Below are 24,433 nucleotides of genomic sequence, written 5' to 3'. Positions count from 1 at the left end.
TATAGAGGAATAATGGATTAAAACAGCCCTCTATTTGAGGGCTGTTTGTATCATTTCATTGCAGTTGATTTTAATTCTGTGAGCCAGTCATGGGGTTTCAGATAGTAATCGGTCAAACGCTTTTCCGGCGAGCCTTCATCCCATTCAGGACGATAGGACCAGCCGGTCAGCGGAGGCAAGCTCACCAAGATTGATTCAATTCGGCCGCCGGTCTGCAAACCAAATAGCGTACCGCGGTCATAAACCAGATTGTATTCGACATAACGGCCACGACGATACAACTGGAACTCGCGTTGTGCTTCGGTATAAGGCTTATCCTGATTACGCTGGAAAATCGGCAGAATCGCCTCTAGATAACCATTGCCTACGGCCTGTATATACTGGAAACAGGTATCAAAATCCCACTGATTCAGATCATCAAAGAATAACCCGCCGACACCACGCTGTTCATCACGATGTTTTAAATAGAAATAATCATCACACCATTGTTTATGTTCAGGATAAATCTCTTCACCAAATGGCGCACACAGATCATGCGCCGTCTGATGCCACGAAAGGACATCTTCATCATTTGGATAGAACGGCGTCAGGTCGAAACCGCCACCAAACCACCAGATTGGATCTTGCCCTTCTTTTTCTGCAACGAATAAACGCACGTTGGCATGTGAGGTTGGTACATTCGGATTTTTCGGATGGATGACCAGCGATACACCCATCGCTTGCGCCTTGGCACCGGCAATATTGGGATGGCGTTCAGTGGCTGAAGCGGGCAGTTTGGAAATATTGATATGGGAGAACATCACCCCGCCTTTCTCAATCACGGTACCATTTTGCAAGACACGCGAACGGCCACCCCCACCTTCAGGACGTTCCCAGTCATCAATGATAAATTCGGCCGTACCGCCGCCAGCACGCTCCTGTTGTTCCAGTGCTGCACAAATCCGTGCCTGCAAGTCGAGGAGAAATTCACGAACGCGTTGAATATCCGCAGATGTAGGATGCTGCATCAGAGCCTCGTAGGAAAATAAAAAACTAGCTACATCAAAGCATAAAATCAGTCAAAGATTAAGGTCTATTTAGCAATGTAGTGGATTGAACCAGGCTTTAAATTTGAGTATTGATGGACAGAATGGGGCATTAAATCCGACCAAATGGCTAGGTTGAATTCTTTTTTCAAGCTCCGCACAATAACTTGCAAGCGCTCATGGGTTTGGGCATTTCTCGATGGTAATAGGTGGGTGTCATGTCGGTACAGGTCAATTCCCTGATTCAAAAATATAATGTTCCCGGTCCCCGCTATACCAGTTATCCGACCGTTCCATATTGGGAAGAGCAGAATTTCTCACTGGAACAATGGAAGCAAACGCTGAAAAAATCCTTTACTGAATCCAATCAAAGTGAAGGCATCAGCCTGTATATCCATCTGCCATTTTGCGAAAGCCTGTGCACTTTTTGCGGGTGTCATAAGCGAGTCACGAAAAAACATGAAATGGAACAGCCCTATATTCAGGCAGTGCTGAAAGAGTGGGATTTGTATTGTGAGTTGCTGAAAGATAAGCCGGTCATTAAAGAAATTCATTTGGGTGGGGGAACACCGACTTTCTTTTCTGTTGAGCATTTGACTCAACTGATTCAAGGTATTTTGGCCAAAGCAGACATAGCGCCTGTGCATGAATTCAGTTTTGAAGGGCATCCGAACAATACCACGCGTGAGCATTTACAAGGCTTGTATGATCTGGGCTTTCGCCGGGTCAGTTATGGGGTGCAGGATTATAATGAAACCGTGCAAAAAGCCATTCACCGGATTCAGCCCTATGAACATGTCAAACAGGTAACCGAATGGGCGCGTGAAATTGGCTATGAGTCGATTTCGCATGATCTGGTGTTTGGCCTGCCTTTTCAGCATCTGGACGATGTCTTAAATACCATTGAGCAAACCAATTCACTTCTGCCGGATCGTTTGGCTTTATATAGCTATGCACATGTGCCCTGGATTAAAGGCAATGGCCAGCGCGGTTTTAAAGATGCTGATGTACCCAAAGATGCAATCAAACGTGAATGTTATGAAGCGGCCAAAAAGAAACTGCTGGCGCATGGCTATCATGAAATTGGCATGGATCATTTTGCTTTAGATACAGATGGCATGTACCAGTCCTTTCAAGCTGGAACATTACACCGCAATTTTATGGGATACACCGCCTCTAAAACTCAAGTGATGATCGGTTTAGGCATTTCTTCGATCAGTGATAGCTGGTACAGCTTTGCCCAGAATGTGAAAACTATTGAAGAATATTATGCCTGTTTAGCTCGCAATGAAATTCCGGTATTTAAAGGACATGTCTTAAATCAGGAAGATTTGATTATTCGTCAGCATATTCTGAATTTGATGTGCAGCTTTAGTACCTCATGGGAAAAACCCGAGCTATTTTTCCCTGAAATCGATCAGGTGGTGGAACAGCTTAAAGAAATGGCACAGGATGGTTTGATTCAAATGACAGACTCATCAGTCACGATTTTGGAGAAAGGGAAACCATTTGTACGTAATATTTGTATGGCTTTTGATTTACGTTTAAAGCGACGCATGCCGGAGAACCGGATTTTTTCGATGACGATTTAACACTTAATCCATCCCAACCCTCCTTTAAGAAAGGAGGGAGTTTTCTCCTTTTTTTGAAAGAAGGAAAAGCCTCCCTGAGCAAGACTTAAGCATTGCTTTAAGTCGAAGCGCAAGAAAGGGAGGTTTGGAGGGATTTATTAAGGGGAGGATTTAAAAATCATCCTTCTGATAAAGATGCGCCATACGTTCATGTTTGGTTTTGAGATATTGCTCATTAAACGGATTTAAGCCGACGGTGAGGGGCACCCGATCGACCACATTAATCCCTTGGGCTTTTAAAGCTTCAATTTTTAAAGGATTGTTGGTCACCAGACGTACCGCTTTGACCTGCAAATGATCCAGCATAATGCTGCACATGTCATATTGACGTGCATCAGCCGGCAGATTAAGCATTAAATTGGCATCGACCGTATCATGTCCCTGATCTTGCAGGGCATAGGCACGAATCTTGTTGGTCAGGCCAATACCGCGTCCTTCCTGACGCAAATACAGAATCGCCCCGCGACCTAACTCATTGATCAGCTTTAAAGTCGCCTGCAATTGCGGGCCACAGTCACATTTCAGTGAAGCAAAGGCATCACCGGTTAAACATTCAGAATGTACACGAACCACGACTGGCTCGTCAGAAACTTCTTCAAGTCCTTTAGACAGCGCGACATGTTCTTCGCCAGTCTTAGGGTCTTGAAATACAGTAATTTTAAATTCACCGTGAGCGGTAGGTAATCTTGACGTTGCGACAAATTCGATTGGCACAGCTGAACCCGTTAAATCCTGAAAGTGGCTAAAGTATAGCGTAATGATTGAACATTGGTAGAATTGCAAAGTCGAAATTCTGTATTAGATTTTCTTTTTTGTAGAAAGCAGACGATAATAGTTGATAAATAGTAAGATTATTCAGGATAATCGTAGCCTGCGATTTTTTCACCCCGATGAGATCATTGTTTAATATTGCATCGCTAGAAGCGTAGCTGAATTGAAGCTGCTACAATTCAGCTATATGATCGGGTACTCCCCATTGACCTAGCTTTAGATTTGCCAGGCTTTAGAAGGCTTTGCCATAATATGCTGTATACAGAAATCCCTACTCAACGCCCTGTAACACCGTTGCTGGATACGATCAATCATCCTGAGCAACTACGTTTACTCGAGCAAAGCCAGCTAGCGCAAGTGGCAGATGAGTTACGTCAATTCATTTTGTATGCTGCCGGGCAAAGTGGTGGACATTTTGGTGCCAACCTCGGTGTTATTGAACTTACGGTGGCTCTGCACTATTGCTTCAATACTCCACATGACCGTCTGATCTGGGATGTGGGGCATCAGGCCTATCCGCATAAGGCACTGACCGGTCGTCGTGAACAGCTCACTACTATCCGGGCCAAAGATGGTCTGGCAGCCTTTCCGGCACGTGAAGAATCTGAATTTGATACCTTTGGGGTAGGGCATTCTTCGACGGCGATTTCTGCTGGTCTGGGCATGGCCTTGGCACGTCGCTACCAGAACAAGCCATGTGAAGTGGTATCGATTATTGGCGATGGCGCCATGACGGCGGGTATGGCCTTTGAAGCCTTGAACGATGCCGTCGCACACAATGCCGATCTGATGGTGGTGCTGAACGACAATGACATGTCGATTTCTTGCAGTACTGGCGGTTTTGCCAAGCATCTGGCGGCGATCTGGGAGCGCGGTGAATTCGTTAATATTACCGAGGAAGGTGAAGCTTACGTACAGCCGCATCCGGAGTGGCTGTATAACTCACGCTTGCACTGTGCCGCGACTGATGCCGCAGATAACCTATTTAAAGCCATCGGCTTTGACTATTTTGGCCCTTATGATGGTCATGATGTCAAACAACTGGTGCATGTATTTAAAGCGCTGAAAAAGCGTACAGGCCCACGTCTGATTCATATCTATACTAAAAAGGGCAAGGGCTTTGCGCCGGCCGAATCGGATCAAATCAAATATCACGCGATTAGCAAGCTTAATGCCCTTACCGCTGCCAAGACTGCACCGAAATATTCGGATGTATTTGGACAGTGGCTCTGCGATGAAGCAGCACAGGACTCGCGCTTGCTCGCGATTACACCGGCCATGTGCGAAGGCTCAGGTATGGTGCAGTTTGCCAAAGAATATCCGGAACGTTTTTTCGATGTCGCGATTGCAGAGCAGCATGCCGTGACGCTGGCTGCGGGCATGGCCTGTGAAGGCTTAAAGCCGGTCGTGGCAATTTATTCGACCTTCCTGCAACGTGGTTATGACCAGCTGGTACACGATGTGGCCTTACAAAATCTGGATGTGACCTTCGGTATTGATCGTGCTGGTCTGGTCGGTGAAGATGGCCCGACCCATGCCGGTGCCTATGACTATGCCTATATGCGGACGATCCCGAATATCGTGATCATGGCACCAAAAGACGAAAATGAATGTCGTCAAATGCTGCATACCGCTTATTTATATCCTGGGCCGGCAGCTGTGCGTTATCCACGTGGTAATGGCTTAGGGGTGGATATCCAGCAAAAGATGCTTGAAATTCCAATCGGTCAGGCGGAAATTGTCGCCAGCTTTAATGCGCAGTGTGACGAATATATTTCTGTGCTGGCTTTTGGCAGCCGGGTACAGGCCGCAGTCGACGCCGCTGAAGCCTTTGCAGTGAAACATGAGATTGGTGTGCGTGTTGTGAACATGCGTTTTATCAAACCTCTTGATACGCAAATGCTGGATGATCTGGCATCAAGCACCAGTCTGTTTGTGACAGTAGAAGAACATGCCGTGATGGGCGGTGCGGGTAGTGCTGTGAATGAATATCTGGCAGAAGCACAGATTGTGAAACCGCTGCTGAATCTTGGTTTAGACGACACATTTATGGCTCAGGCCACGCATGCACAAATGCTGCATCAGGCAGGATTGGATGCGCAAGGTATTGAAAAATCAATGAATCAAGCCTGGTCAGCCTTGGGGCAAAGCGTTTTGTCATAAGTTCTTAAAAATTTTAGACACATTTTCTCCAAAAAAGCCCTGATATTTGCTAAGATATCGGGGCTTTTATGCATTATTCTTTATCAGTTTCTTTAAATTTGTAGTGGGTGTTCAATGGAACCTATGGTGGTGATGGCTGCGCGTGCGGCTCAGTTAGTTGGTCAAGAGCTTTTAAAAGCGCATCAGAATCGTCATAAACTCGATCTACAAGTCGAAGAAAAAGGAATTGATGGTCCAGTAACGCGTGTAGATCGTTATTTGGAGCAGTTGACCATCGATACCCTACGTAAAAGCTATAAAAATCACAGTTTCCTTGGTGAAGAGTTTGGCTATCAGGAAGGTAATGGTCACGACGCCGATTGGTGTTGGGTGATCGATCCACTGGATGGTACTTTAAACTTCATTAACGGTTTCCCGCATTTCTGTATCTCTATCGCAGTTCAGCACAAAGGCATTACTCAACACGGGGTGATTTATGACCCGGTGAAAGATGAGCTATTCTCTGCCAGTCGTGGTCGTGGTGCCATGATGAACCAGCGTCGTATTCGTGTGAATGTCAAAGACAGCCTGGAAAATACCTTTATGGCTGTTGGTCACGCTTACCGTGCTAAACGTAATGGCGAAGTTGTATCTTATGCCAAGAACCATTTTCAAAGTTTGTTAAACGTGACTGAAGCTGGCGCGCAATATCGTCGTTCAGGTTCTGCGGCATTGGATTTAGCCTATGTTGCTGCAGGCCGTTTTGATGCTTACTTCGAACTTGGTTTAAAACCTTGGGATATCGCAGCGGGCGAATTGATCGTGAAAGAAGCAGGCGGTACTGTAGTTGATGCACGTGGTGGTAGCGACTCTATGGAAAATGGTCAAGTTTTGGCTTGTTCAATGAAAATGCTTAAACCTTTAATGCAAGCAGTTGTTCCTGCTTGGGGTGAAGCAGCAAAATAATCGGGTTTAGATGAAATATATCTAATTTTCAGAAAAGGCATCCTTCGGGATGCCTTTTTTAGAGCAGTAAAATAGTTAAGAAGGGAGGTAGAGTATATTTCTCACATGATATGAATATTGGAAATATCAAGTGAATTGGCGAAAACTGCCTTTTTATACCGGTTGTTACATTTTTTATTCATATTTAAGTGTATGAAATTAATATATAAATTATAGACAGAGCAAATTAGTTTTAAAACTTAATGACATTGTTGATTATTCTGCTATAATTTCGCCACGCACTTAATTTCTGTTCTTTACCTGAACACTATCTTCTAATCATTGTATGCGCGTGCTGTCCATAGAGAGGACATATCCTTCGCGCCCCAATCGCTTAAGCGATTCCTTCAGGTTTGCGGCCGTAATCATGCGTGCGTTATATCCACATCGTCGTTACTCGGATCGCTGCTGAATCCTAATATTTTCAGCATTATTTGCTGTGCCGCTTTTTGCCGATGTCCATAATTGTTATTTATTAAATGGAGCACCCACTTCAGGGTGAATACTCTCTATGAGCAAAACTTTTGCTGATTTTTCCCTCGACGAATCTCTAACCCAGGCTCTCGATGCTTTAGGCTTTACTACTCCAACTCCTGTACAAGAACAAGCGATTCCAGCTGCACTTGAAGGTAAAGACCTTCTTGTGTCAAGCCAAACAGGTTCTGGTAAAACTGCTGCTTTCTTGCTTCCTACCTTAAATGCGTTGGCAAGCCAAGATACATTAGTACCATTTAAAGACCGTATGAAAGCGGTTACTCAACCGAATATTCTGGTGATTTCACCGACTCGTGAATTGGCACAACAGGTATGTCAAGACGCAATTGCATTTGTACGTCACATGAAAGGTGTTCGTATTGCTGCAATCATGGGCGGTATGCCTTTCGGTAAGCAAATTCAACAGTTAAAAGGCGCGCAAGTTGTTGTTGCAACTCCAGGCCGTCTACTTGACTTGGTGAATCGCCGTCAAATCAAGCTTGATAAAGTTGACGCGTTAATCGTCGATGAAGCTGACCGTATGCTTGACCTCGGTTTCTCTGAAGACTTGGAAGCAATTGGTGAGTTGGCTGCAAACCGTAAACAAACTCTAATGTTCTCTGCGACGTTTGCACCACGTATCATTACACTTGCAGAACGCATGATGAATGATCCACTGCGTATTTCGATTGAAACTGGTCACTCTACAAATACTGACATTACTCAGACTTTGCATTGGACTGACGGTTTCGAGCACAAGAAAAAACTTCTTACTCACTGGTTGAACGAAGAAGACGTTGATCAAGCAGTTGTATTTGCGTCAACTCAAGAAGACACAGATATGCTGGCTGAAGAACTTGCTGAAGCAGGCCTATCAGTTGTAGCGCTGCATGGTGCTATGCCACAAACTGTACGTAACCGTCGTTTACGCAGCATCCGCGAAGGTCGTGCGAAGATCTTGGTTGCAACTGACGTTGCTGCTCGTGGTCTTGACGTACCAACCATTTCACACGTAATTAACTTCGGTCTTCCAATGAAGAACGAAGACTATGTACACCGTATTGGTCGTACAGGTCGTGCCGGTCGTACTGGTAAAGCCATTACACTTGCAACTTACCGTGAGCGTGGCAAAATCCGTGCTTTGGAAGACTTCCTTGATGCGCGTCTAAACGTATCTGAAATCGAAGGTCTTGAGCCATCTCCACCTCCTGCACGTGGTAGCCGTGATGGCGCTGGCCGTGGTCGTGGTCGTGATGGCGGCGGTCGTCGTGATGGCGGTCGTGGTGGTTTCGGCGGTGGTCGTCGTTTTGAAGGCGAAAGCAACTTCAAACGTCGTGAAGGCGGTGATGATCGTCCACGTCGCAGCTTCGATGACAAACCACGTGGCGAACGTCCGGCATTTGGCGAAGATCGTCCACGTCGTGACTTCGGTGATCGTCCAGCGCCACGTCGTGAAGGCGGTTTCGGTGATCGTCCTCAGCGTTCGTTTGATGACCGTCCGAAGCGTGACTTTGGTGACCGTCCAGCGCCACGTCGTGAAGGTGGTTTTGGCGACCGTCCACAACGTTCGTTTGATGACCGTCCAAAGCGTGACTTCGGTGATCGTCCAGCTCCACGTCGTGAAGGTGGTTTTGGTGACCGTCCTCGCTCTAATGATGACAACCGTGGCAACCGTGTAGATTACAAGCCAGCTCGTGAAGGCGGTTATGGTGATCGTCCAAAACGTGATTTTGGTGATCGTCCTGCTCCACGTCGTGAAGGTGGTTTCGGTGATCGTCCAGCGCGTTCATTCGGTGATGACCGTCCAAAACGTGATTTCGGTGATCGTCCAGTACGTCGCAACTTTGATGACAAACCACGTGGTGAACGTTCATTCGGTGGTGAAGATCGTCCACGTCGTAAATTTAACGACTAATAGAGTCGCTAGATGAAGATAAAAAACCGGTAGAAATACCGGTTTTTTTATGCATTGAGTTTTTTGCTTTTTAACGTAAAATGTCTACTAATTCATATTTTGTCAGGGTTATGATAATTATTAATATGAAAAGTTTAGCTGCTCGATCTCAATTGATAGAGGTGCATATGCCATATATCGCATTGACTTTGATTTTATGTAATATTATCTATTATTTATACAGTGTTTTTAATTAATCAATCTAGTCATTTTAAGCCTAAGTACATATTTTTATTATAAAAAACACGAAATAATCAATTATTGTCATCTTTTTATGATATTCACTCACCTTTTTCAACTGCTAACATTTTGAACTTCGTTCCTTTATAGTATGCATGCTGAAAAAATGTAGGAATAAACTCAGCTATGAAAAATCAAACAGCGCGAGATACTCAGTCTTTGATTGAAGTCAAGAATTTGAGCTTCAAACGAGGCGAGCGCGTGATTTATGACGACGTGAGTTTAAATATTCGTCGTGGGCAGATTACCGCCATTATGGGGCCATCCGGAACTGGTAAAACTACCTTATTAAGATTGATCGGTGGGCAGCTGACGCCTGAGCATGGTCAGGTCTTATTGGATGGCAAAGATATTGCCTCGATGTCACGTTCCGAACTTTTTTCAGCACGTGCACGGATGGGTATGCTATTTCAGAGCGGTGCTTTGTTTACCGATATGAGCGTGTATGAAAATGTCGCGTTTCCAATTCGGGCCCATACCAAACTGCCAGAACATCTAATTAAGGAAATCGTGGCATTGAAACTGGAATCCGTCGGCTTGCGCGGTGCAGAGCAAATGATGCCATCGGAACTGTCTGGTGGTATGAACCGACGTGTGGCTTTGGCCCGGGCGATTGCGCTGGACCCTGAACTGATCATGTACGATGAACCCTTTGCCGGACAAGATCCGATTGTGATGGGGGTATTGACTCGCCTGATCCGTTCATTGCGTGAAGCACTAGATCTGACCACGATTATTGTCTCGCATGATGTGACAGAAACCTTATCCATTGCTGATTACATTTATATTGTGGCAGAAGGCAAGATCCAGGGCGAGGGGACACCGGCAGAGCTAAAAGTGCATCCTTCAACTTTTGTGCAGCAATTCCTGACGGGTTCGGTGGAAGGTCCAGTCGATTATCAGTTTAGTCACCGGGCTTATTTAAGTGATGAGGTACGTTCATGAATGCAATTGCCGCATTAGGTAGACGCGTTATTGAACGTGTACAGGGGATTGGGGTCGCAACCCTGATGCTGTTGCAGATCTTATTTTCCATGCCGACCTGGCTTGGGCTAAGACTATTTATTTATCAGATGTATCGGGTCGGGGTATTGTCCCTGCTGATTATTGTGGTTTCTGGTCTGTTTATTGGTGCCGTGCTTGGCTTGCAGATGTTCAGTATTCTGTCGACCTTTGGCAGTGAATCCATGCTTGGTACAGCGGTGGCGTTGACCTTGCTGCGTGAATTAGCACCTGTGGTCGCGGCTTTGCTGTTTGCAGGACGTGCCGGTTCGGCTTTGACCGCAGAAATTGGTCTGATGAAAGCCACTGAACAATTGTCCAGTATGGAAATGATCGGGGTGGATCCCTTAAAACGGGTGATTTCGCCACGTCTCTGGGCGGGGATTTTCAGCTTGCCCATGCTTTCGGTGATCTTTGCCGCAGTCGGAATTATGGGCGGTAAAATGGTCGGTGTAGACTTTTTGGGGGCCGATGAAGGTGCTTATTGGAGCGGCATGGAAAGCAGCGTGCAATTCTATAAAGATGTCTTGAATGGCACTATTATTAAAAGTTTTGTATTCGCATTAATGTGTACCTGGATTGCGGTATATCAAGGCTATGCCTGTGTACCGACATCGGAAGGTATTGCAACTTCTACAACGCGTACAGTCGTCTATTCTTCACTGTGCGTTTTAGGCTTTGATTTTGTGTTGACTGCGGTCATGTTCGGAGGTGTTTAATGAAATCACGTACTAGTGAGCTGGCCGTTGGTGTTTTTGTTATTTTATTTGGTATTGCCTTATTCTTTTTAGCGATGCGTGTCAGTGGTCTGGTCGGCAGCAATATTTCCGACAGCTATAAAATGACGGCAACTTTTGAAAATGTGAATGGCATCAAGCCACGTGCCAAAGTCGCTTTAAGCGGGGTGAAAGTGGGACAGGTCGATGATATTACCCTGGATCCTGTAACGCGTCTGGCAACCGTACATATGACTTTAGATGGCTCATTGACCTCATTTAATGCTGAACAATTAAAGCAAGTTCAAGAGGAAGCTCTGGACGAGTTACGCTACAGCTCGGACTATGAAGCAGCGACACCTGCGCAACAAAAAGACATGGAAAAACAACTGTTAGCTAACATGAAATCCATCACCAATATTGATGAAGATGCTTATATTATGGTAGCGACCAATGGCTTATTGGGTGAAAAGTACCTGAAAATTATTCCAGGTGGTGGTCTGAGCTATTTGCAACGCGGCGATCAGATTGCCAATACCCAAGGCACCATGGAAATTGAAGATTTGGTGACGAAGTTTATTACTGGTGGTGCCGGCAAATCGTCAGATAGTCAAGAAACTACATCGGAACAGACGACAGTTTCAGAAACAACAGATGCAGAACCTGCATTTGTTGAATAATAGATTGAGGAGAATTCAGTGAAGACTTTAGTAAAACAAACGCTTGCAGTAAGCATTCTTTCAACAATGGTTGCTGGTACAGTGTTTGCTGCACCGTCTGAAGCACCACCTGCTTTTATTAAAAAAGTAGCAGATGGTTTAATTGAGCGCCTCAAAGCTGACAATGCAAAACTGCAATCAAATCCAGCTTTGGTCAAAAGCATTGTGCGCCAGAATCTGGATCCGTATATTGATTCTCAATCTTTCACACGTATTGTGATGGGCACATATGCCACGAACCAATATAGTACGGCGGCACAGCGTGCGCAGTTTGAAAAGAATTTCCGTGAAACCTTAATTGAAAACTATGGTTCTGCCTTTGCCAAGTTCAGTAATCAGACTTATAGCGTGCGTCCTTACAAGGCCAGCAACAGCAAAAACCCTGTTGTGACCATCGACTTTAATAACAAAGGCGAGAAAATTCCAGTAGCATTCCAGCTGGTGGACAAGGGTTCACAATGGAAAATCCGCAACATCAACGTATCGGGTATTGACCTGGGTTTGCAGTTCCGTAACCAGTTTGCTGCGACGGTAAAACGTAATGGCGGTAATATTGATAAAGCAATTGCCAACTTTAAACCGGATGCAGAAGCTGCAATCGACAAGAAATAATCAAACAGGTGAGCCGTGATTACATTCAATGATCAGGAACTACAGGTTTCAGGCAAGATTGACTATGACAATGCACAGGACTATTACTTAAATGGTCTGCGTGTGATCCAGTCACAAAGCAAGTTTCCACTTGTGGTTAATCTGGCTGAGCTTGAAAGTGGCAGTACTTTGGCTTTGGCAGTTTTGGTGCGCTGGCTGCGCCAGACTCCTCAGGCTCAAGGGCTACAGTTTAAAGCTGTTCCTGCTAAAATGATGAATATCATTCAGGCCAGCCATTTGCAGGATGATTTAAACATCGTTCAGTAAAAGAAAAGCACCGAAAGGTGCTTTTTTATTGTGATCAAATTTTAAGAAATCATTCAAATCAAATAGATCTAAATATGGATTGCACGTCCTCTCTGCCTCAGGGAGAGAGTTAGAGAGAGGGGTGTAAAAATCCTCCCTAACCATTTTCTTCACTTTTTAAAGAGAAGTTGAAGAGGGATTAAATAAATATGAATTAAATACAGGCATTTCTTGCGCTTCACTTTAATTAAAGAGCAAGTGAGACTTAGAAAGGGATATCTAATAAAAAAACCTCTCCCTGACAGGAAACATCTCTCCCTTTTGAAAAGGGAGGTTAGGAGGGATTCTAGATCCACTTCTTCCATCTAAAGTAAATCAATGGGCCAATCAGGAAGCCAATTAAAATAATACTGACCATGATGAAACTCATGGTGCCTTGTGCAAAGGGCAGCACTTCGGTGTTCATACCGTAAATACTGGCAATCAGCATTGGTGGCGCAAGCATACTCGGCAGAATCGAGAATCGACGAATGGTATCGTTCTGCTCAGTGTTAATGAATCCGGACGTGGTATCGAGCAGGAAACGTACTTTCTGGAACAAGAAAGCATCATGCTCGACCAGCGAGCGCACATCTTCACTCAGTTCTCGAATATCCGCATCATAAATATGACTGCCCAAGGCGCGTGGACGCGACAGGAAGGTCAGGACGCGGCGTAAATCGATTAAACACAGTTGCGCTTTACCCAACATATCTTCAAGTTGCGCCAAGCGGGTAATCATGTCATCCAGATCCAGAATCTGTTCACGATGGCGGTTATTCAACACTTCAGTTGAATATTTCTCTAAATCTTTATGCACATCTTCCAGAATATCGGCCAGCTCATCCAGCTTGGCTTCGAGTAAGCCCAATAAAATCCAGGTTGGATCTTTATAATCGATTTCATAATCATTGCGGCGCGCGCGGGCACGAAAGGCACGAAAAGCCACCAGTTTTTCACCACGCAAGGTAAACAGACGATCCTTGTGCAGAATGAATGCAACAGTTTGTACTGTTGCCAGCATGCTGGATTCATCTTCGTGTTCGTTTTCGACCTGATAGTTTTTATTCTTGGTTAAAAAATAGGTGCTGATATGCAAAATACCGTCATCATCACGGTAAAATCGGGCACTCGAGGAAATATCTTCCAGCGATTTTAAGGTCGGTAAATTTTGCTCGTAGGCATCTAAAATCCATTGCTGCTCTTCCTGTGAAGGCGCAATCAGATCAAGCCAGACTAAATCTGGATGCAGGTCGAAATCACCATTAATCGTGATATCTTCTAAGCTACCGCGCTCTGTGGCGTAAAAGGCTTCAAGCATGCTGTCTTTTCTCCCGGGCGCAGTATGTGAATTGGAATGGGTGTATTTTAGACAAGGAATTGAATAAAAACACTGATATTAAGCAGTTATTTTGGTAAAAAGCGCACTTGCCGCGATTTCGTACAATATGGCGTCAATTAGAGGATGAAATGATGAATTCTATCGCAATTTTTTGTGGTTCAGCGCTTGGCTCGGATCCTCTTTATACGCAGGTTGCCGAAAAAGTCGGTCAGACTCTGGCGGCACGACAGCAAACGCTGGTTTATGGAGGAGGTCGTTCTGGCTTAATGGGTATTGTGGCTGATAGTGCATTGGCGGCGGGCGGTAAGGTGATAGGCGTAATTCCAAGGCAGCTGGTCAATCGTGAGCTGGCACATCCACATATTACCGAGCTGTATGTGGTGGATAATATGCATGAGCGTAAAACCCGGATGTCGGAACTGGCTCAGGGATTTATTGCCATTCCCGGTGGTGCAGGAACACTGGAAGAGATTTCTGAACAATGGACCTGGGCACAATTGGGGATTCATCAGAAGCCTTGTGCTTTTCTCAATACCGATGGTTTTTATGATGACCTGATTAAATTCATCCGTATGACCACGGAGAAGGGTTTTACTAAATCACGTTTCACTGAGGCTTTGATTATCAGTGATGATCTGGACGATATTTTGCGCCAATTCGAAAGTTATCAGCCGCCTGAAGCCAAATGGGGTATGGTTGATCAGACCGACCTTGTAAAATAAGTTATCCAGAATACGCAATTGTAGAAAATAAATGAAAGTGATTACGGTGGCTGCAGCCATTATTTTAAATGAAGCGCAGCAACTGCTGGTGGTTCGCAAGCAAGGAACATCCTGCTTTATGCAGGTCGGTGGCAAGCTGGAGCCAAATGAAACCCCAGAAGCCACCATGTTGCGTGAAATTCAGGAAGAAATTGGCACGCAAGCCCAGATTCAGCAATTCATTGGCCGTTTTGAAACCCAGACTGCCAATGAACCTGATCATCAACTGGTGAGTTATGTCTATTGGGTAAGTCTCGATCAAGCACCTAAAATTGAAGCAGAAATCGCTGAAATGAAATGGGTTGATCTGGATGAAAACGAGGTGCTACTGGCACCCTTGACCACTGAAATTGTGATTCCTTGGGTGAAGTCACATTTACTCGCCCAAGCTTAAATTTTAGATTTGTGCACCTGCCAGACAGGCTGCATAAATTTTCTGACAGCCTAGCTCTTCAAGTTTTCGAGTGAGCGCTAGAATCGAACTGCCGGTTGTCACCACATCATCAATAATCAGTACGCGTCGGTAACGAATATTAGACGGTGTACTGATCTGAAATTGCGACTGGATATCTTCGATTCTTTCCAGACGGCTTAAGCCTTTTTGTGAATGCTGTTTCAGCCGGCTAACAGGTTGCCAGATGGGAACATTCAATTTTTTCGCCACATGCTTGGCCAGCACCAGAGATTGATTATAACCGCGTTCGGCCAGGCGTTCAGTCGAGATCGGCATCGGGACTATTGCACTGACTTTGGGTAATTCTAAACTCAACAGCGTACCGGCCAGTAAATTTTGCAAATGCAGCTTCTGTTCATATTTAAACAGCTGAATCAACCGATCCATTGGGTAGGCATAATCGCAGGCAATCTGAAACTGCATTTCTTGACGCTGAATGGTTTGATGTATCCACGGCAACTGCTGCCAGCAATCCTGACAGACTGAATAAATGCTCTGATAATCAGTCTGACACAACTGGCAGGGCTGAAGCGTATTCAGCTTGGAGATTCCCTGTGCCAGTAATTTAAACATAGGCATAACGCGGTGCTTCCGGTAGCCAGCGTTGTAATAACGCCTCAGCCTGATCTGGATAATCTTTTAAAATTTGCTGCGCCACATAATGTGCCTGATTGAGCAGGTGATCATCGCGTTCAAGTTTGGCCACGCGGAAATTCATATCGCCGGTTTGTTTAGTCCCCAGTAATTCACCTGGCCCACGCAATTCCAGATCTTTCTCGGCAATCATAAAACCATCATTGGTTTCACGCATGATTCTTAAGCGTTCCTGACCGTTTTGCGACAGCGGATGCTTGTATAGCAGGGCGCAAAAACTGGCTTTGGCACCACGGCCGACCCGGCCACGTAGCTGATGTAGCTGTGACAGGCCTAAACGTTCGGCATTTTCAATCACCATAATGGAAGCGTTGGGTACATCGACCCCGACCTCAATTACGGTGGTGGCAATGAGTAGCTGTAATTCATTATTCTTAAATTGCTGCATCACCGCCTGTTTTTCATCGGCTTTCATTTTGCCATGTACCAGACCGATATTCAGCGCAGGAAAGCGTTCCCGAATTTCGGCAAAAGTGGCTTCCGCGGCCTGGGCATCTAAAGTTTCGGATTGCTCCACCAAGGTACAGACCCAATAGGCCTGTTTGCCTTCAGCGCAATTCGTCGCAATACGTTGCAGAACTTGTTCACGCCGATCCAGTGGAATGGTCACCGTTTGAATCGGGGTACGACCCGGTGGCAGCTCGTCAATCACCGAGGTATCCAGATCACCATAAGCCGACATGGCCAAGGTGCGGGGAATCGGGGTTGCGGTCATCACCAGCTGATGCGGGGACATGCCATCCAGACCTTTATTTCTGAGTGCAAGACGTTGATCGACTCCAAAGCGGTGTTGCTCATCAATAATCACCAGACCGAGTTTGGCAAACTCGACATTCTCCTGAAACAGGGCGTGGGTGCCAATCACCAGATGGGCGCTCCCGTCCCGAATCAGCTGTTCCGCTGCGGCGCGGGCTTTGCCTTTTTGCTTGCCGGACAGCCAAGCGATATTAAGACCTAGTGGCTCAAACCAGCGTTTAAAGTTGAGATAATGCTGCTCGGCCAGAATTTCGGTAGGGGCCATCAACGCCACTTGCCAGCTTTCTTCCAGGGCATGACAGGCTGCGACACCGGCCACCAATGTTTTGCCGGCACCGACATCGCCTTGTACCAGACGTAACATCGGTTTATTGGCTTTTAAATCTTGTGCGATTTCTTTGGATACACGTTTTTGCGCACCGGTCATTTCAAAAGCCAGACTGGTCAGAAGCTGTTTGGCATAGGTTTTACTCGGTGTAAATGAAGGGGCTTCAACCTGCTGAATAAAGGCACGCCGGGTCAATAAACTGATCTGATGCGCCACCAGTTCTTCAAAGATCAGGCGTTGCTGTGCGGGATGCGAACCTTGTGCCAGTTGCAACATATTGGCATTGACTGGCGGATGATGGATATATTCCAGTGCCTGTTTTAACGCATAACCATTGCTAAATTTTGCTGGCAGCAGTTCAGGCAGATGATCGCTATACTGAGCCAAAGCCTGCTGAATATAATCGCGTATTTTTGGCTGGGTCAGACCTTCAGTGGCCGGATAAATCGCGGTAAGTTGGGTTTGCGGTAGCGGGGTATCTTCAGTAATGACTTGCAGCTCGGGATGATACATTTCCAGACCGCGCGCACCGACCCGGACTTCACCAAAAATTCTTAAACGGTGACCGAGCTTGCAGCGATCGGTGATGCCTTTATAAATATGATAAAAACGCAAAGTGACTTTACCGCAGTCATCATCCAGTAATACAGCCATGGACTTGCGTTTACCCGGCGGGAAATCCACACCTTTGACGATACCTTCGAGCAAATAGCTACGCCCCACGCTCAATTGATTCATGGGAATGATCGTGCTACGGTCTTCATAGTCACGTGGTAGATGAAAAAGCAAATCATCAGTATTGAAGATATTTAATTTTTCGAGTAATGCAGCGGCGGCATTGCCAACGCCTTGTAACTGATGGACTGCAGCCATGTCCCCTCAACCAGATTTGTGATTCGGTGCTCAATGCATATTTTATTTATCGGTTATGGTAAAACATCCCGACGTGTTGCTAAACAACTATTTGAGCAAGGTCATCAAATTAGCACAATTAGCTCAAGTCCCAAAACAGATTCCTTTGCAACTCATCTGATTCAAGATGTGCATAAACTGAATTTAACGACAGTCACACCGATTGATTGGGTCTATGTATTGCTTAGTCCAAAACAAAGTGCTGTCGATGGTTATCAACAGACCTATCTGGATTCAGTTCAGCCGATTGTCACTGCCTTGAAACAGCATCCAGTGCAGCGGATTGTGGTGGTGTCATCGACACGGGTCTATGGGCAAAATGCTGGAGAAAATGTCAATGATGAAACGCTTCTACATCCCAACGATGTACAAGGAAAAATCCTGCATCGGATGGAGCAGATCTATTTAGCGGCTTATCCTGAGCAATGTACAATTATTCGCCCAAGTGGAATTTATGGAACATCGGTAGAGCGCTTACAAAAAATGGCAGTATCTACGACCAGCTATCCAAATCTGCACTGGTCAAACCGGATTCATATCGAAGATTTATCACGTTTCTTATCACAGATGATTCACGTGGAACATCCTGAGTCTTCTTATATTGTGAGCAATAACCAGCCACAGCTTTTACATGAAGTCTTGCAATGGTTTCAGCAGCAGATGGGGCTGCCTTTACTCGAAGTTGAGAACAAGCAGGTCACCGGTAAAAAGCTCTATGCCACTCGGATGCAAAAAACAGGATTTGAATTAAAGCATACAGATTTTTTTGAGGATTATTTGGAACTAATGAGGAAAAGTAATCCCTCCTAACCTCCCTTTAAAAAGGGAGGATTAAATTCCCGTTCCTTGTAGGAGAGAGCTGGGGAGAAGGGGAAGGATTTTAAATTCCCCCTCATCCCCTTATGAAGCATTGCTTCCCATCTCCTGAAAGGAGAGAGAATAAAAGCTTTACTTCTTTTTGCGCTTGGCACGTTTCTTGGCTTGTTCAGCCGCAACTGCATCAAGTGCTTCTTTGAGTTCTTCATCGGTAAAGGCGGTGATGTGATGCAACATCTGTAATTTCACTTCATCCAGTACCAGATCTGCATATTGCGCTACGTTGGTCAGCTGCTCATCAAAAACAATGGCATTGTCGTCATTGGTACACAGATAACCTTTTTGGGTTAAGACTTTAATAAAGCTCTGAAACAGGGCTTTGTCGAAGAATTCTGGCGAGTTGAATTCATATAGCACAGACAGGCGCTGACCGACCAGATAGCTCAATTCTTCAACCTGACGGGTCGAAATATTGCCTGAACCACGCTGGGTAATCAGTGCCAAAGTCATGTAATAACGTTCCAGACTTTGAGTCACTGGTGCAGCCAGAACTTCGAGCTGATGATGGACTTCAGTATTGGGTGCCGGAGCAAGCAGATTTTCACCATCTTGCGTGATCAGTTTGGCAGAAATCAAGTTATCAATATGCGCATTGACCTGATCCTGAATCTCATCTTCACGCCATTTTAAAAACAGCTCTGCTTTTAGGAATGGATACAGGGTGCTGCTGATGTTGACGACATCATCACGGCGAATCGTTCCATTGTGTTCAGCCAGTGCTGCAATCAATGACGGAAGCACAAAGGAATGCACGATATTGTTACGGAAATAAGTCAGCAAAACTGCCTGATTATCTTCAATGGCAATGATATCGCCCAGCACATGTTTTACCCGCTTGATCAGTTTCAGCTTCATTGCATAGGCAATAATTTCTTTGCCTGAAAGCGGGGTTACTTCCATCCGTTCATCATAAGGTAATGCCGCCAGCAGGGTACGATAAGTATCAAGCTGCTTGATACAGATTTCTTCATCCAGCGTATGTTTCGGTGTCGCCAACAGGATCAACGATAATAGCGATACCGGATTGATCACCACTGCACGGTTGATATTTTCCAGAATCGCTTGCGCAGAGCTGTTTACTGCATCAGAAACTGCTTGTGGAATTGGATCATCGTTCTTTTCAATTTTAATATTTTCTGCGCCATGCTGTTTCAGGATGTCATCCAGAAATACCGGCTCACCAAAATTCAGATGCACTTTACCGAAAATGCGTTCAATTTTGCGCAGGGTTTTGACAATACCAAAAATAGACTCAGCTTCTTTTGGCTTGCCACTCATTTCACCGACATAAGTGCCACCTTCCATCAGGCGTTCATAACCGATATAGGTCGGTACAAAGACAATTGGTTTGGCTTTGCCGCGTAAATGACCATGTACGGTCATCGCCAGCATCCCAGTTTTAGGTGGTAGCAAACGACCAGTACGTGAACGACCACCTTCGATAAAGTATTCCAGTGGGGTATTGCGTGACAGAACGCTATATAAATATTCTTTAAAGACTGTGGTATAGAGCGCATTGCCACGGAAAGTACGGCGGATAAAGAACGCACCGCCACCACGTAAAATCTGACCCACAAAAGGCATATTCAGGTTATCGCCCGCAGCGATATACGGCACCATCAAGCCACGACGATAGATCACATAAGACAATAATAAATAGTCGATGTGACTGCGGTGACATGGGGTATAGACAATCTCATAATCTTTGGCCAGTTCACGCACGGTACTGAAATTATGTACTTCTACGCCGTCATAGAGTTGCGTCCATAAGCGGGTCAGAGCTTTATCGGCAAAACGTACAGTCGAATGAGAATAATCGGAAACGATTTCGTTCAGATAACCAATGGCACGACGTTCAGATTCCAGCATCGAGATTTTACTGCGAATACTGTCATTGCGAATCGCAGCCTGTACATCTGGCGATTTGATGAGGCCGTGCATGACGTTACGGCGATCGGACAGATCCGGCCCGAGAATCACTTCGCGCTGACCATCCAGATAATCATTTAAAGTGCTAACAATATAAGTCGCTGGCGCTGAATTTGGATGCGTTTCTTTGGCATGCTCAATCATGGCACGTAAAGACTGGGGTTCGTGAAACTCTAAATAAGACTGACGGCCATGCAGACCGATATTGACCAGTTGCTTGACCCGGCTTGGCGTAGACCAGGTATCGGTAAATAGCAGTTTGAACCAGGAATCTTCTTTTTCAGGTTCACGTCCCCAAAGCACCGTGACTGGTACCAATTCCACATCTAGTCCAGGATGTTGTTCCAGGATTTCAATCAGGCGTAACAGGCGCGGCGGAAACGCATGCGGCGGTGAGCTGAGCAGGTTATTTTCATCATGATGCTGTAAAAACAGCAGCGAAGCTTTTTCCTTACTATTGCCCAGTTGCATTGGATCGAGCGCAGCTGGCAACTTTAAACGGCGGGTTTCTGCATCGACGACCAGCGCATTACTACGCGAATGGTTCTGTAAAACGTAGCAGACCAGCTTTCGCGATTCTGTTGCAGTCTGATCAGGTTCAGGTGCTGTCACTTCACTTGGTACTTCCCCAAGAACATGAGGGGTAACCACAAGATCAAGTAGCTTACTTGAAAGCTTGCGATACATTTGACCAAAGCCATTCTTGGACATAGCTGCTCCTAATTTTACTGACCAAAACCACAGGACTTCTGAGGGGGTTTATTTTTGCGGGTTTCCAAAGCGAAACCATATATCTTTTTTTAACAACTTCAACAGAAGTGCTCTAATTTTAGCGTGAAAGCAGATGCTTTTCCTAGTCACTTATGACATCAGTATGACAGAACAGTCATGCAATCTTTAGAGTTTCGGTCTGATTTTGTGGCAGAATATTCCAGATTAATTATTTAGATCTGTTTTTCCATTTTTGGGATATCTCCAATATTACGTAGGTTGCTTATGAATGCCTTAACACAGGAACTGGTCGAGCTGCTCAGCTTGGAAAAGTTAGAAGAAAACATTTTTCGGGGAATCAGCCGTAATCTGGTGGGCAAGCGCGTGTTTGGTGGGCAGGTTTTAGGGCAGGCACTCCGCGCTGCGTCTTATACCACAGACCGTCCGGCACACTCGTTACATGCCTATTTTCTGTTTGGTGGAGATGTCAATGCACCGATTATTTATGAAGTGGATCGTATCCGTGACGGCAAGAGCTTTGTCAGCCGTCAAGTACGTGCGATTCAGCATGGTCGCACTATTTTTATGTGTATGGTGTCTTTTGCGCATCAGGAAGAAGGTCTCAATTACCAGATTTCAGAGCCGGAATATCCGCCAGCAGAAAGCCTGAAAAATGAAGCAGAACTGATCAAACAAATGATTGAGTTTATTCCGGAAAATGTCCGTGCGTCTTTCACCCGTGATCGTCATGTCGAGATTCGCCCGATCAATCCGCAAAATCCGTTTCAGCCGCAACCGGAAGCGCCGTCTTATGCGCACTATATCCGCACGCATGACCGAATTGCTGCAGAAGTGGATCAGATTTCTTTGCATCAGGCCATTGCCGCTTTCTATTCAGACTTTACCTTGATGACCACGGCACTGCGTCCACATGGTCTGAGCTATATTTCGCCAAGCCTGCAATGTGCCAGTATTGACCATGCCATGTACTTCCATAAGCCATTTCGTGCCGATGAATGGATGCTATATGACATGGATGCCACCCAGAGTGCCAGTTCGCGTGGTCTGAATTTTGGACGGATGTGGCAGAATGGCGAACTGGTCTGTAGTACCACGCAGGAAGGGCTGATCCGCTTACGTGAAATCGAAACCCAATAATTTTTATATTTTTGCTCAAAAAGCCGAATCCCAGATTCGGTTTTTTTGTTTTTAATCCGCAGAACAATCATTATTTGAGATCTTGTTCTAGGCACGCGTTTATAAAATATTACTCGATTCTGTAGAATCGGCATGGCATAGTGCCGCTTAAGATCTATATTAAAATGCATGAAAAGATGAGCTTAAATACGCAAATTTTAATTGCCGCCGTATTGGGGGTGCTGTTTGGATTTTTACTCACAATATTTCCGCAGACCTCATTTTTTGATGTCAGTTTATACGGCATCGGCATCGTCAGCAGTGTTTTTATCGGCTTATTAAAAATGCTGTTGGTTCCGCTAATTTTTACGTCGATTGTGGTCGGGGTATCTAATCTACAGGCAGGCGGACAACTGAATCGCACCTGGAAAATCACCCTGATGTGCTGTGTGACCACAACGACTTTGGCACTCATTTTAGGTCTGGCCTGTGCACATCTGTTTGATGTCGGCAAGGGTGTCGATGTACTGATGTTCCAGGATGCCATGGCGCAGCATCAGACTCCGGACACCTTAACGCCATCTTCTTTCTTTACCAATTTTATCCAAAATACTCTGATCAATCCGTTTAAGGCATTTTCAGATGGCAATGTCCTGGCAGTGGTGGTCTTTGCCTTGTTTGTCGGTGTGGCACTGGTCGCAGGCGGAGATAAATTCCGTACCGTGCGCAAGTTGAGTCACCAGTTTTTTGAAATCATGATGTTGATGATTGGCTGGGTGATGAAACTGGCACCTTTCGGTATTTTTGCTTTATTGGCCAAGCTGATCGCGACTGAGGATATTTCGGTACTCAGTCGTCTGGCTGAATTTGCGGCCGTGGTCACCGGAACCACCATTTTCCATGGCATCGTGGTATTGCCTTTATTGCTGTGGATTTTTGGCAAGATGGATCCGATCACGTTCTTTAAAGGCACACGCGCTGCTTTAATTACCGCATTTGCCACCAGTTCCAGTTCGGCCACCATGCCACTGTCAATGAAATGTGCGCAGGAAAATCTGGGCGTACGTCCGCATACGGCAGGTTTTGTGATTCCACTGGGAACACAGCTGAATATGGATGGCACAGCACTCTATGAAGCAGCCGCCGCCTTGTTTATTGCCAATTTAATGGGGCTGGATCTGAGTCTGGGGCAACAGCTGGTGGTCTGTGCCACGGCAATGATTGCATCCTTAGGCGCACCTGGGATTCCAAGCGCTGGCATGGTCACCATGATTATGGTGTTGCAATCTGTGGGATTGCCTGCCGAGGCGATTGCGATTTTATTGCCGATAGACCGTTTACTGGATACGGTACGTACCGTGGTGAATGTGCAGGGCGATATGATGATCAGTGTGGTGGTAGACCGGCATACCCGTGAACCTGAAGCGCCGGTTTAATCTTTATCTAAGTCCGGATTCCAGACAATTTCCCAGAGATGACCATTGGGATCCTGAAAATAACCAGCATATCCGCCATAAAAGGTGGTGTGTGCAGCTTTGATAATTTTAGCGCCCGCACGTTCAGCCAGTACCATGATCTGGTCAACCTCTAATGGACTATAGACATTATGTCCCAGCGCCATTTGGGTTGGGCAGATCGGGCTCAATTCAAGACCGGTATCTTGCTGAAGGCTGCGCTGCGGCCATAAGGCAAGCTTAAGACCGGATTGCAGTTGAATAAACGCCACCGCACCATATTCAAATTCCTGCCCCATAATTCCGTCACTTTTAAAGCCTAAACCCTCACAATAAAATTGCAATGGCTGTTCTATGTCCTGAACAGCCAGCGTAATCACAGAGATAGATGGTTTCATAATGGGTTCCTGATCTAAGGCTGATCAAGATTTATTCTAATATGAATCAGGATTTAATCACTAAGTAAACAATGCAGTCTTCATGTAAAAACAGGTAAATCTGATC

At 45.5% G+C, this 24,433-nt stretch carries 21 protein-coding genes; 14 read left to right on the top strand and 7 right to left on the bottom strand.

The annotated features are described in order from the left end of the window. Nucleotides 1-50 precede the first annotated feature (50 nt). A complete protein-coding gene (gene hemF / locus FTU90_RS04455; RefSeq protein ID WP_005094200.1) occupies nucleotides 51-1,007 on the bottom strand; it encodes an oxygen-dependent coproporphyrinogen oxidase in 957 nt (318 codons plus the stop codon). 236 nt (nucleotides 1,008-1,243) lie between these two features. Between hemF and hemN the strand changes: the two genes are divergently transcribed. Next, complete coding sequence (gene hemN / locus FTU90_RS04450) at nucleotides 1,244-2,617, top strand: oxygen-independent coproporphyrinogen III oxidase (protein WP_005094198.1); 1,374 nt, start codon at nucleotides 1,244-1,246, stop codon at nucleotides 2,615-2,617. Between the two features lie 150 nt (nucleotides 2,618-2,767). Here hemN and ribA read toward each other — a convergent pair whose 3' ends face one another. Continuing rightward, nucleotides 2,768-3,370, bottom strand: a complete 603-nt coding sequence (gene ribA / locus FTU90_RS04445) for a GTP cyclohydrolase II (RefSeq protein ID WP_005094196.1) — start codon at nucleotides 3,368-3,370, stop codon at nucleotides 2,768-2,770. 309 nt (nucleotides 3,371-3,679) lie between these two features. Here ribA and dxs point away from each other — a divergent pair, with 309 nt between their 5' ends. The 8 genes from dxs to FTU90_RS04405 all read left to right on the top strand — a co-directional run bounded on the left by dxs (nucleotide 3,680) and on the right by FTU90_RS04405 (nucleotide 12,597). Then, nucleotides 3,680-5,590 carry a 1-deoxy-D-xylulose-5-phosphate synthase gene (dxs, locus tag FTU90_RS04440; protein ID WP_005168753.1) on the top strand — a complete coding sequence of 637 codons (1,911 nt, stop codon included), beginning with the start codon at nucleotides 3,680-3,682 and terminating at the stop codon, nucleotides 5,588-5,590. 114 nt (nucleotides 5,591-5,704) lie between these two features. Beyond that, complete coding sequence (locus FTU90_RS04435; protein ID WP_034608351.1) at nucleotides 5,705-6,535, top strand: inositol monophosphatase family protein; 831 nt, start codon at nucleotides 5,705-5,707, stop codon at nucleotides 6,533-6,535. Between the two features lie 550 nt (nucleotides 6,536-7,085). Beyond that, the gene (locus FTU90_RS04430; RefSeq protein ID WP_005168750.1) at nucleotides 7,086-8,963 is read left to right on the top strand and encodes a DEAD/DEAH box helicase; all 1,878 of its coding nucleotides are present in this window, start codon (nucleotides 7,086-7,088) and stop codon (nucleotides 8,961-8,963) included. Nucleotides 8,964-9,368: 405 nt separating this feature from the next. Further along, a complete protein-coding gene (locus FTU90_RS04425) occupies nucleotides 9,369-10,187 on the top strand; it encodes an ABC transporter ATP-binding protein (RefSeq protein WP_005094190.1) in 819 nt (272 codons plus the stop codon). Beyond that, nucleotides 10,184-10,963: a lipid asymmetry maintenance ABC transporter permease subunit MlaE gene (mlaE, locus tag FTU90_RS04420; RefSeq protein WP_100355139.1), complete on the top strand. Its 780-nt coding sequence runs from the start codon at nucleotides 10,184-10,186 to the stop codon at nucleotides 10,961-10,963. Before FTU90_RS04425 ends, mlaE begins: the two co-directional genes overlap by 4 nt. After that, nucleotides 10,963-11,640 (top strand): outer membrane lipid asymmetry maintenance protein MlaD, encoded by a 678-nt coding sequence (locus FTU90_RS04415; RefSeq protein WP_180071967.1) that lies wholly within the window; start codon nucleotides 10,963-10,965, stop codon nucleotides 11,638-11,640. The genes mlaE and FTU90_RS04415 overlap by 1 nt, the downstream gene beginning before the upstream one ends. A gap of 18 nt (nucleotides 11,641-11,658) precedes the next feature. Then, the gene (locus tag FTU90_RS04410) at nucleotides 11,659-12,291 is read left to right on the top strand and encodes a phospholipid-binding protein MlaC (RefSeq protein ID WP_005094187.1); all 633 of its coding nucleotides are present in this window, start codon (nucleotides 11,659-11,661) and stop codon (nucleotides 12,289-12,291) included. 15 nt (nucleotides 12,292-12,306) lie between these two features. Continuing rightward, entirely contained in the window at nucleotides 12,307-12,597 is a 291-nt protein-coding gene (locus FTU90_RS04405; protein ID WP_005168745.1) for an STAS domain-containing protein, read from the top strand. Between the two features lie 325 nt (nucleotides 12,598-12,922). Here the strand turns inward: FTU90_RS04405 and FTU90_RS04400 are convergent, their stop codons facing one another. Beyond that, the gene (locus tag FTU90_RS04400; protein WP_005168743.1) at nucleotides 12,923-13,936 is read right to left on the bottom strand and encodes a CorA family divalent cation transporter; all 1,014 of its coding nucleotides are present in this window, start codon (nucleotides 13,934-13,936) and stop codon (nucleotides 12,923-12,925) included. A gap of 152 nt (nucleotides 13,937-14,088) precedes the next feature. On the opposite strand from FTU90_RS04400, the gene FTU90_RS04395 reads away from it, so the two are divergent. Both FTU90_RS04395 and FTU90_RS04390 read left to right on the top strand, forming a co-directional pair. Further along, complete coding sequence (locus FTU90_RS04395; protein WP_005094184.1) at nucleotides 14,089-14,679, top strand: TIGR00730 family Rossman fold protein; 591 nt, start codon at nucleotides 14,089-14,091, stop codon at nucleotides 14,677-14,679. A 31-nt stretch (nucleotides 14,680-14,710) separates the two neighbouring features. Then, a complete protein-coding gene (locus tag FTU90_RS04390; protein ID WP_159138636.1) occupies nucleotides 14,711-15,112 on the top strand; it encodes an NUDIX domain-containing protein in 402 nt (133 codons plus the stop codon). A gap of 3 nt (nucleotides 15,113-15,115) precedes the next feature. Here the strand turns inward: FTU90_RS04390 and FTU90_RS04385 are convergent, their stop codons facing one another. Both FTU90_RS04385 and recG read right to left on the bottom strand, forming a co-directional pair. Then, nucleotides 15,116-15,751: a ComF family protein gene (locus tag FTU90_RS04385; RefSeq protein ID WP_074383589.1), complete on the bottom strand. Its 636-nt coding sequence runs from the start codon at nucleotides 15,749-15,751 to the stop codon at nucleotides 15,116-15,118. Next, the gene (gene recG / locus FTU90_RS04380; RefSeq protein WP_159138635.1) at nucleotides 15,738-17,783 is read right to left on the bottom strand and encodes an ATP-dependent DNA helicase RecG; all 2,046 of its coding nucleotides are present in this window, start codon (nucleotides 17,781-17,783) and stop codon (nucleotides 15,738-15,740) included. Before recG ends, FTU90_RS04385 begins: the two co-directional genes overlap by 14 nt. 33 nt (nucleotides 17,784-17,816) lie before the next feature. Between recG and FTU90_RS04375 the strand changes: the two genes are divergently transcribed. Then, on the top strand, nucleotides 17,817-18,632 hold the full coding sequence (locus FTU90_RS04375; protein ID WP_159138634.1) for an NAD(P)H-binding protein: 816 nt from the start codon (nucleotides 17,817-17,819) through the stop codon (nucleotides 18,630-18,632). Between the two features lie 138 nt (nucleotides 18,633-18,770). On the opposite strand, the gene plsB is transcribed toward FTU90_RS04375, so the two are convergent. Next, nucleotides 18,771-21,338 (bottom strand): glycerol-3-phosphate 1-O-acyltransferase PlsB, encoded by a 2,568-nt coding sequence (gene plsB / locus FTU90_RS04370; RefSeq protein ID WP_159138633.1) that lies wholly within the window; start codon nucleotides 21,336-21,338, stop codon nucleotides 18,771-18,773. 285 nt (nucleotides 21,339-21,623) lie between these two features. Here plsB and FTU90_RS04365 point away from each other — a divergent pair, with 285 nt between their 5' ends. Both FTU90_RS04365 and FTU90_RS04360 read left to right on the top strand, forming a co-directional pair. Continuing rightward, on the top strand, nucleotides 21,624-22,496 hold the full coding sequence (locus FTU90_RS04365) for an acyl-CoA thioesterase II (RefSeq protein WP_005094170.1): 873 nt from the start codon (nucleotides 21,624-21,626) through the stop codon (nucleotides 22,494-22,496). A gap of 176 nt (nucleotides 22,497-22,672) precedes the next feature. Next, nucleotides 22,673-23,911 (top strand): dicarboxylate/amino acid:cation symporter, encoded by a 1,239-nt coding sequence (locus FTU90_RS04360; protein ID WP_034608350.1) that lies wholly within the window; start codon nucleotides 22,673-22,675, stop codon nucleotides 23,909-23,911. Here the strand turns inward: FTU90_RS04360 and FTU90_RS04355 are convergent. Then, nucleotides 23,908-24,327, bottom strand: a complete 420-nt coding sequence (locus FTU90_RS04355; protein ID WP_180050822.1) for a VOC family protein — start codon at nucleotides 24,325-24,327, stop codon at nucleotides 23,908-23,910. The two genes, FTU90_RS04360 and FTU90_RS04355, sit on opposite strands and share 4 nt — an antisense overlap. Nucleotides 24,328-24,433 lie beyond the last annotated feature (106 nt).

Origin of the sequence: Acinetobacter sp. YH12200, assembly GCF_013418175.1 — a bacterium.
GTDB lineage: Bacteria > Pseudomonadota > Gammaproteobacteria > Pseudomonadales > Moraxellaceae > Acinetobacter > Acinetobacter pseudolwoffii.
This window is presented reverse-complemented; position numbering and strand designations above follow the sequence as displayed.

Excerpts from the sequence above, each read along its gene's own strand:
- FTU90_RS04390 (WP_159138636.1), top strand. The coding sequence starts at position 14,711 with ATGAAAGTGATTACGGTGGCTGCAGCCATTATTTTAAATGAAGCGCAG.
- FTU90_RS04395 (WP_005094184.1), top strand. The coding sequence starts at position 14,089 with ATGAATTCTATCGCAATTTTTTGTGGTTCAGCGCTTGGCTCGGATCCT.
- FTU90_RS04385 (WP_074383589.1), bottom strand. The coding sequence starts at position 15,751 with ATGCCTATGTTTAAATTACTGGCACAGGGAATCTCCAAGCTGAATACG.
- FTU90_RS04430 (WP_005168750.1), top strand. The coding sequence starts at position 7,086 with ATGAGCAAAACTTTTGCTGATTTTTCCCTCGACGAATCTCTAACCCAG.
- hemN (WP_005094198.1), top strand. The coding sequence starts at position 1,244 with ATGTCGGTACAGGTCAATTCCCTGATTCAAAAATATAATGTTCCCGGT.
- FTU90_RS04355 (WP_180050822.1), bottom strand. The coding sequence starts at position 24,327 with ATGAAACCATCTATCTCTGTGATTACGCTGGCTGTTCAGGACATAGAA.
- FTU90_RS04400 (WP_005168743.1), bottom strand. The coding sequence starts at position 13,936 with ATGCTTGAAGCCTTTTACGCCACAGAGCGCGGTAGCTTAGAAGATATC.
- mlaE (WP_100355139.1), top strand. The coding sequence starts at position 10,184 with ATGAATGCAATTGCCGCATTAGGTAGACGCGTTATTGAACGTGTACAG.
- FTU90_RS04360 (WP_034608350.1), top strand. The coding sequence starts at position 22,673 with ATGAGCTTAAATACGCAAATTTTAATTGCCGCCGTATTGGGGGTGCTG.
- dxs (WP_005168753.1), top strand. The coding sequence starts at position 3,680 with ATGCTGTATACAGAAATCCCTACTCAACGCCCTGTAACACCGTTGCTG.
- FTU90_RS04365 (WP_005094170.1), top strand. The coding sequence starts at position 21,624 with ATGAATGCCTTAACACAGGAACTGGTCGAGCTGCTCAGCTTGGAAAAG.
- FTU90_RS04425 (WP_005094190.1), top strand. The coding sequence starts at position 9,369 with ATGAAAAATCAAACAGCGCGAGATACTCAGTCTTTGATTGAAGTCAAG.
- FTU90_RS04415 (WP_180071967.1), top strand. The coding sequence starts at position 10,963 with ATGAAATCACGTACTAGTGAGCTGGCCGTTGGTGTTTTTGTTATTTTA.
- recG (WP_159138635.1), bottom strand. The coding sequence starts at position 17,783 with ATGGCTGCAGTCCATCAGTTACAAGGCGTTGGCAATGCCGCCGCTGCA.
- hemF (WP_005094200.1), bottom strand. The coding sequence starts at position 1,007 with ATGCAGCATCCTACATCTGCGGATATTCAACGCGTTCGTGAATTTCTC.
- plsB (WP_159138633.1), bottom strand. The coding sequence starts at position 21,338 with ATGTCCAAGAATGGCTTTGGTCAAATGTATCGCAAGCTTTCAAGTAAG.
- FTU90_RS04375 (WP_159138634.1), top strand. The coding sequence starts at position 17,817 with ATGCATATTTTATTTATCGGTTATGGTAAAACATCCCGACGTGTTGCT.
- FTU90_RS04435 (WP_034608351.1), top strand. The coding sequence starts at position 5,705 with ATGGAACCTATGGTGGTGATGGCTGCGCGTGCGGCTCAGTTAGTTGGT.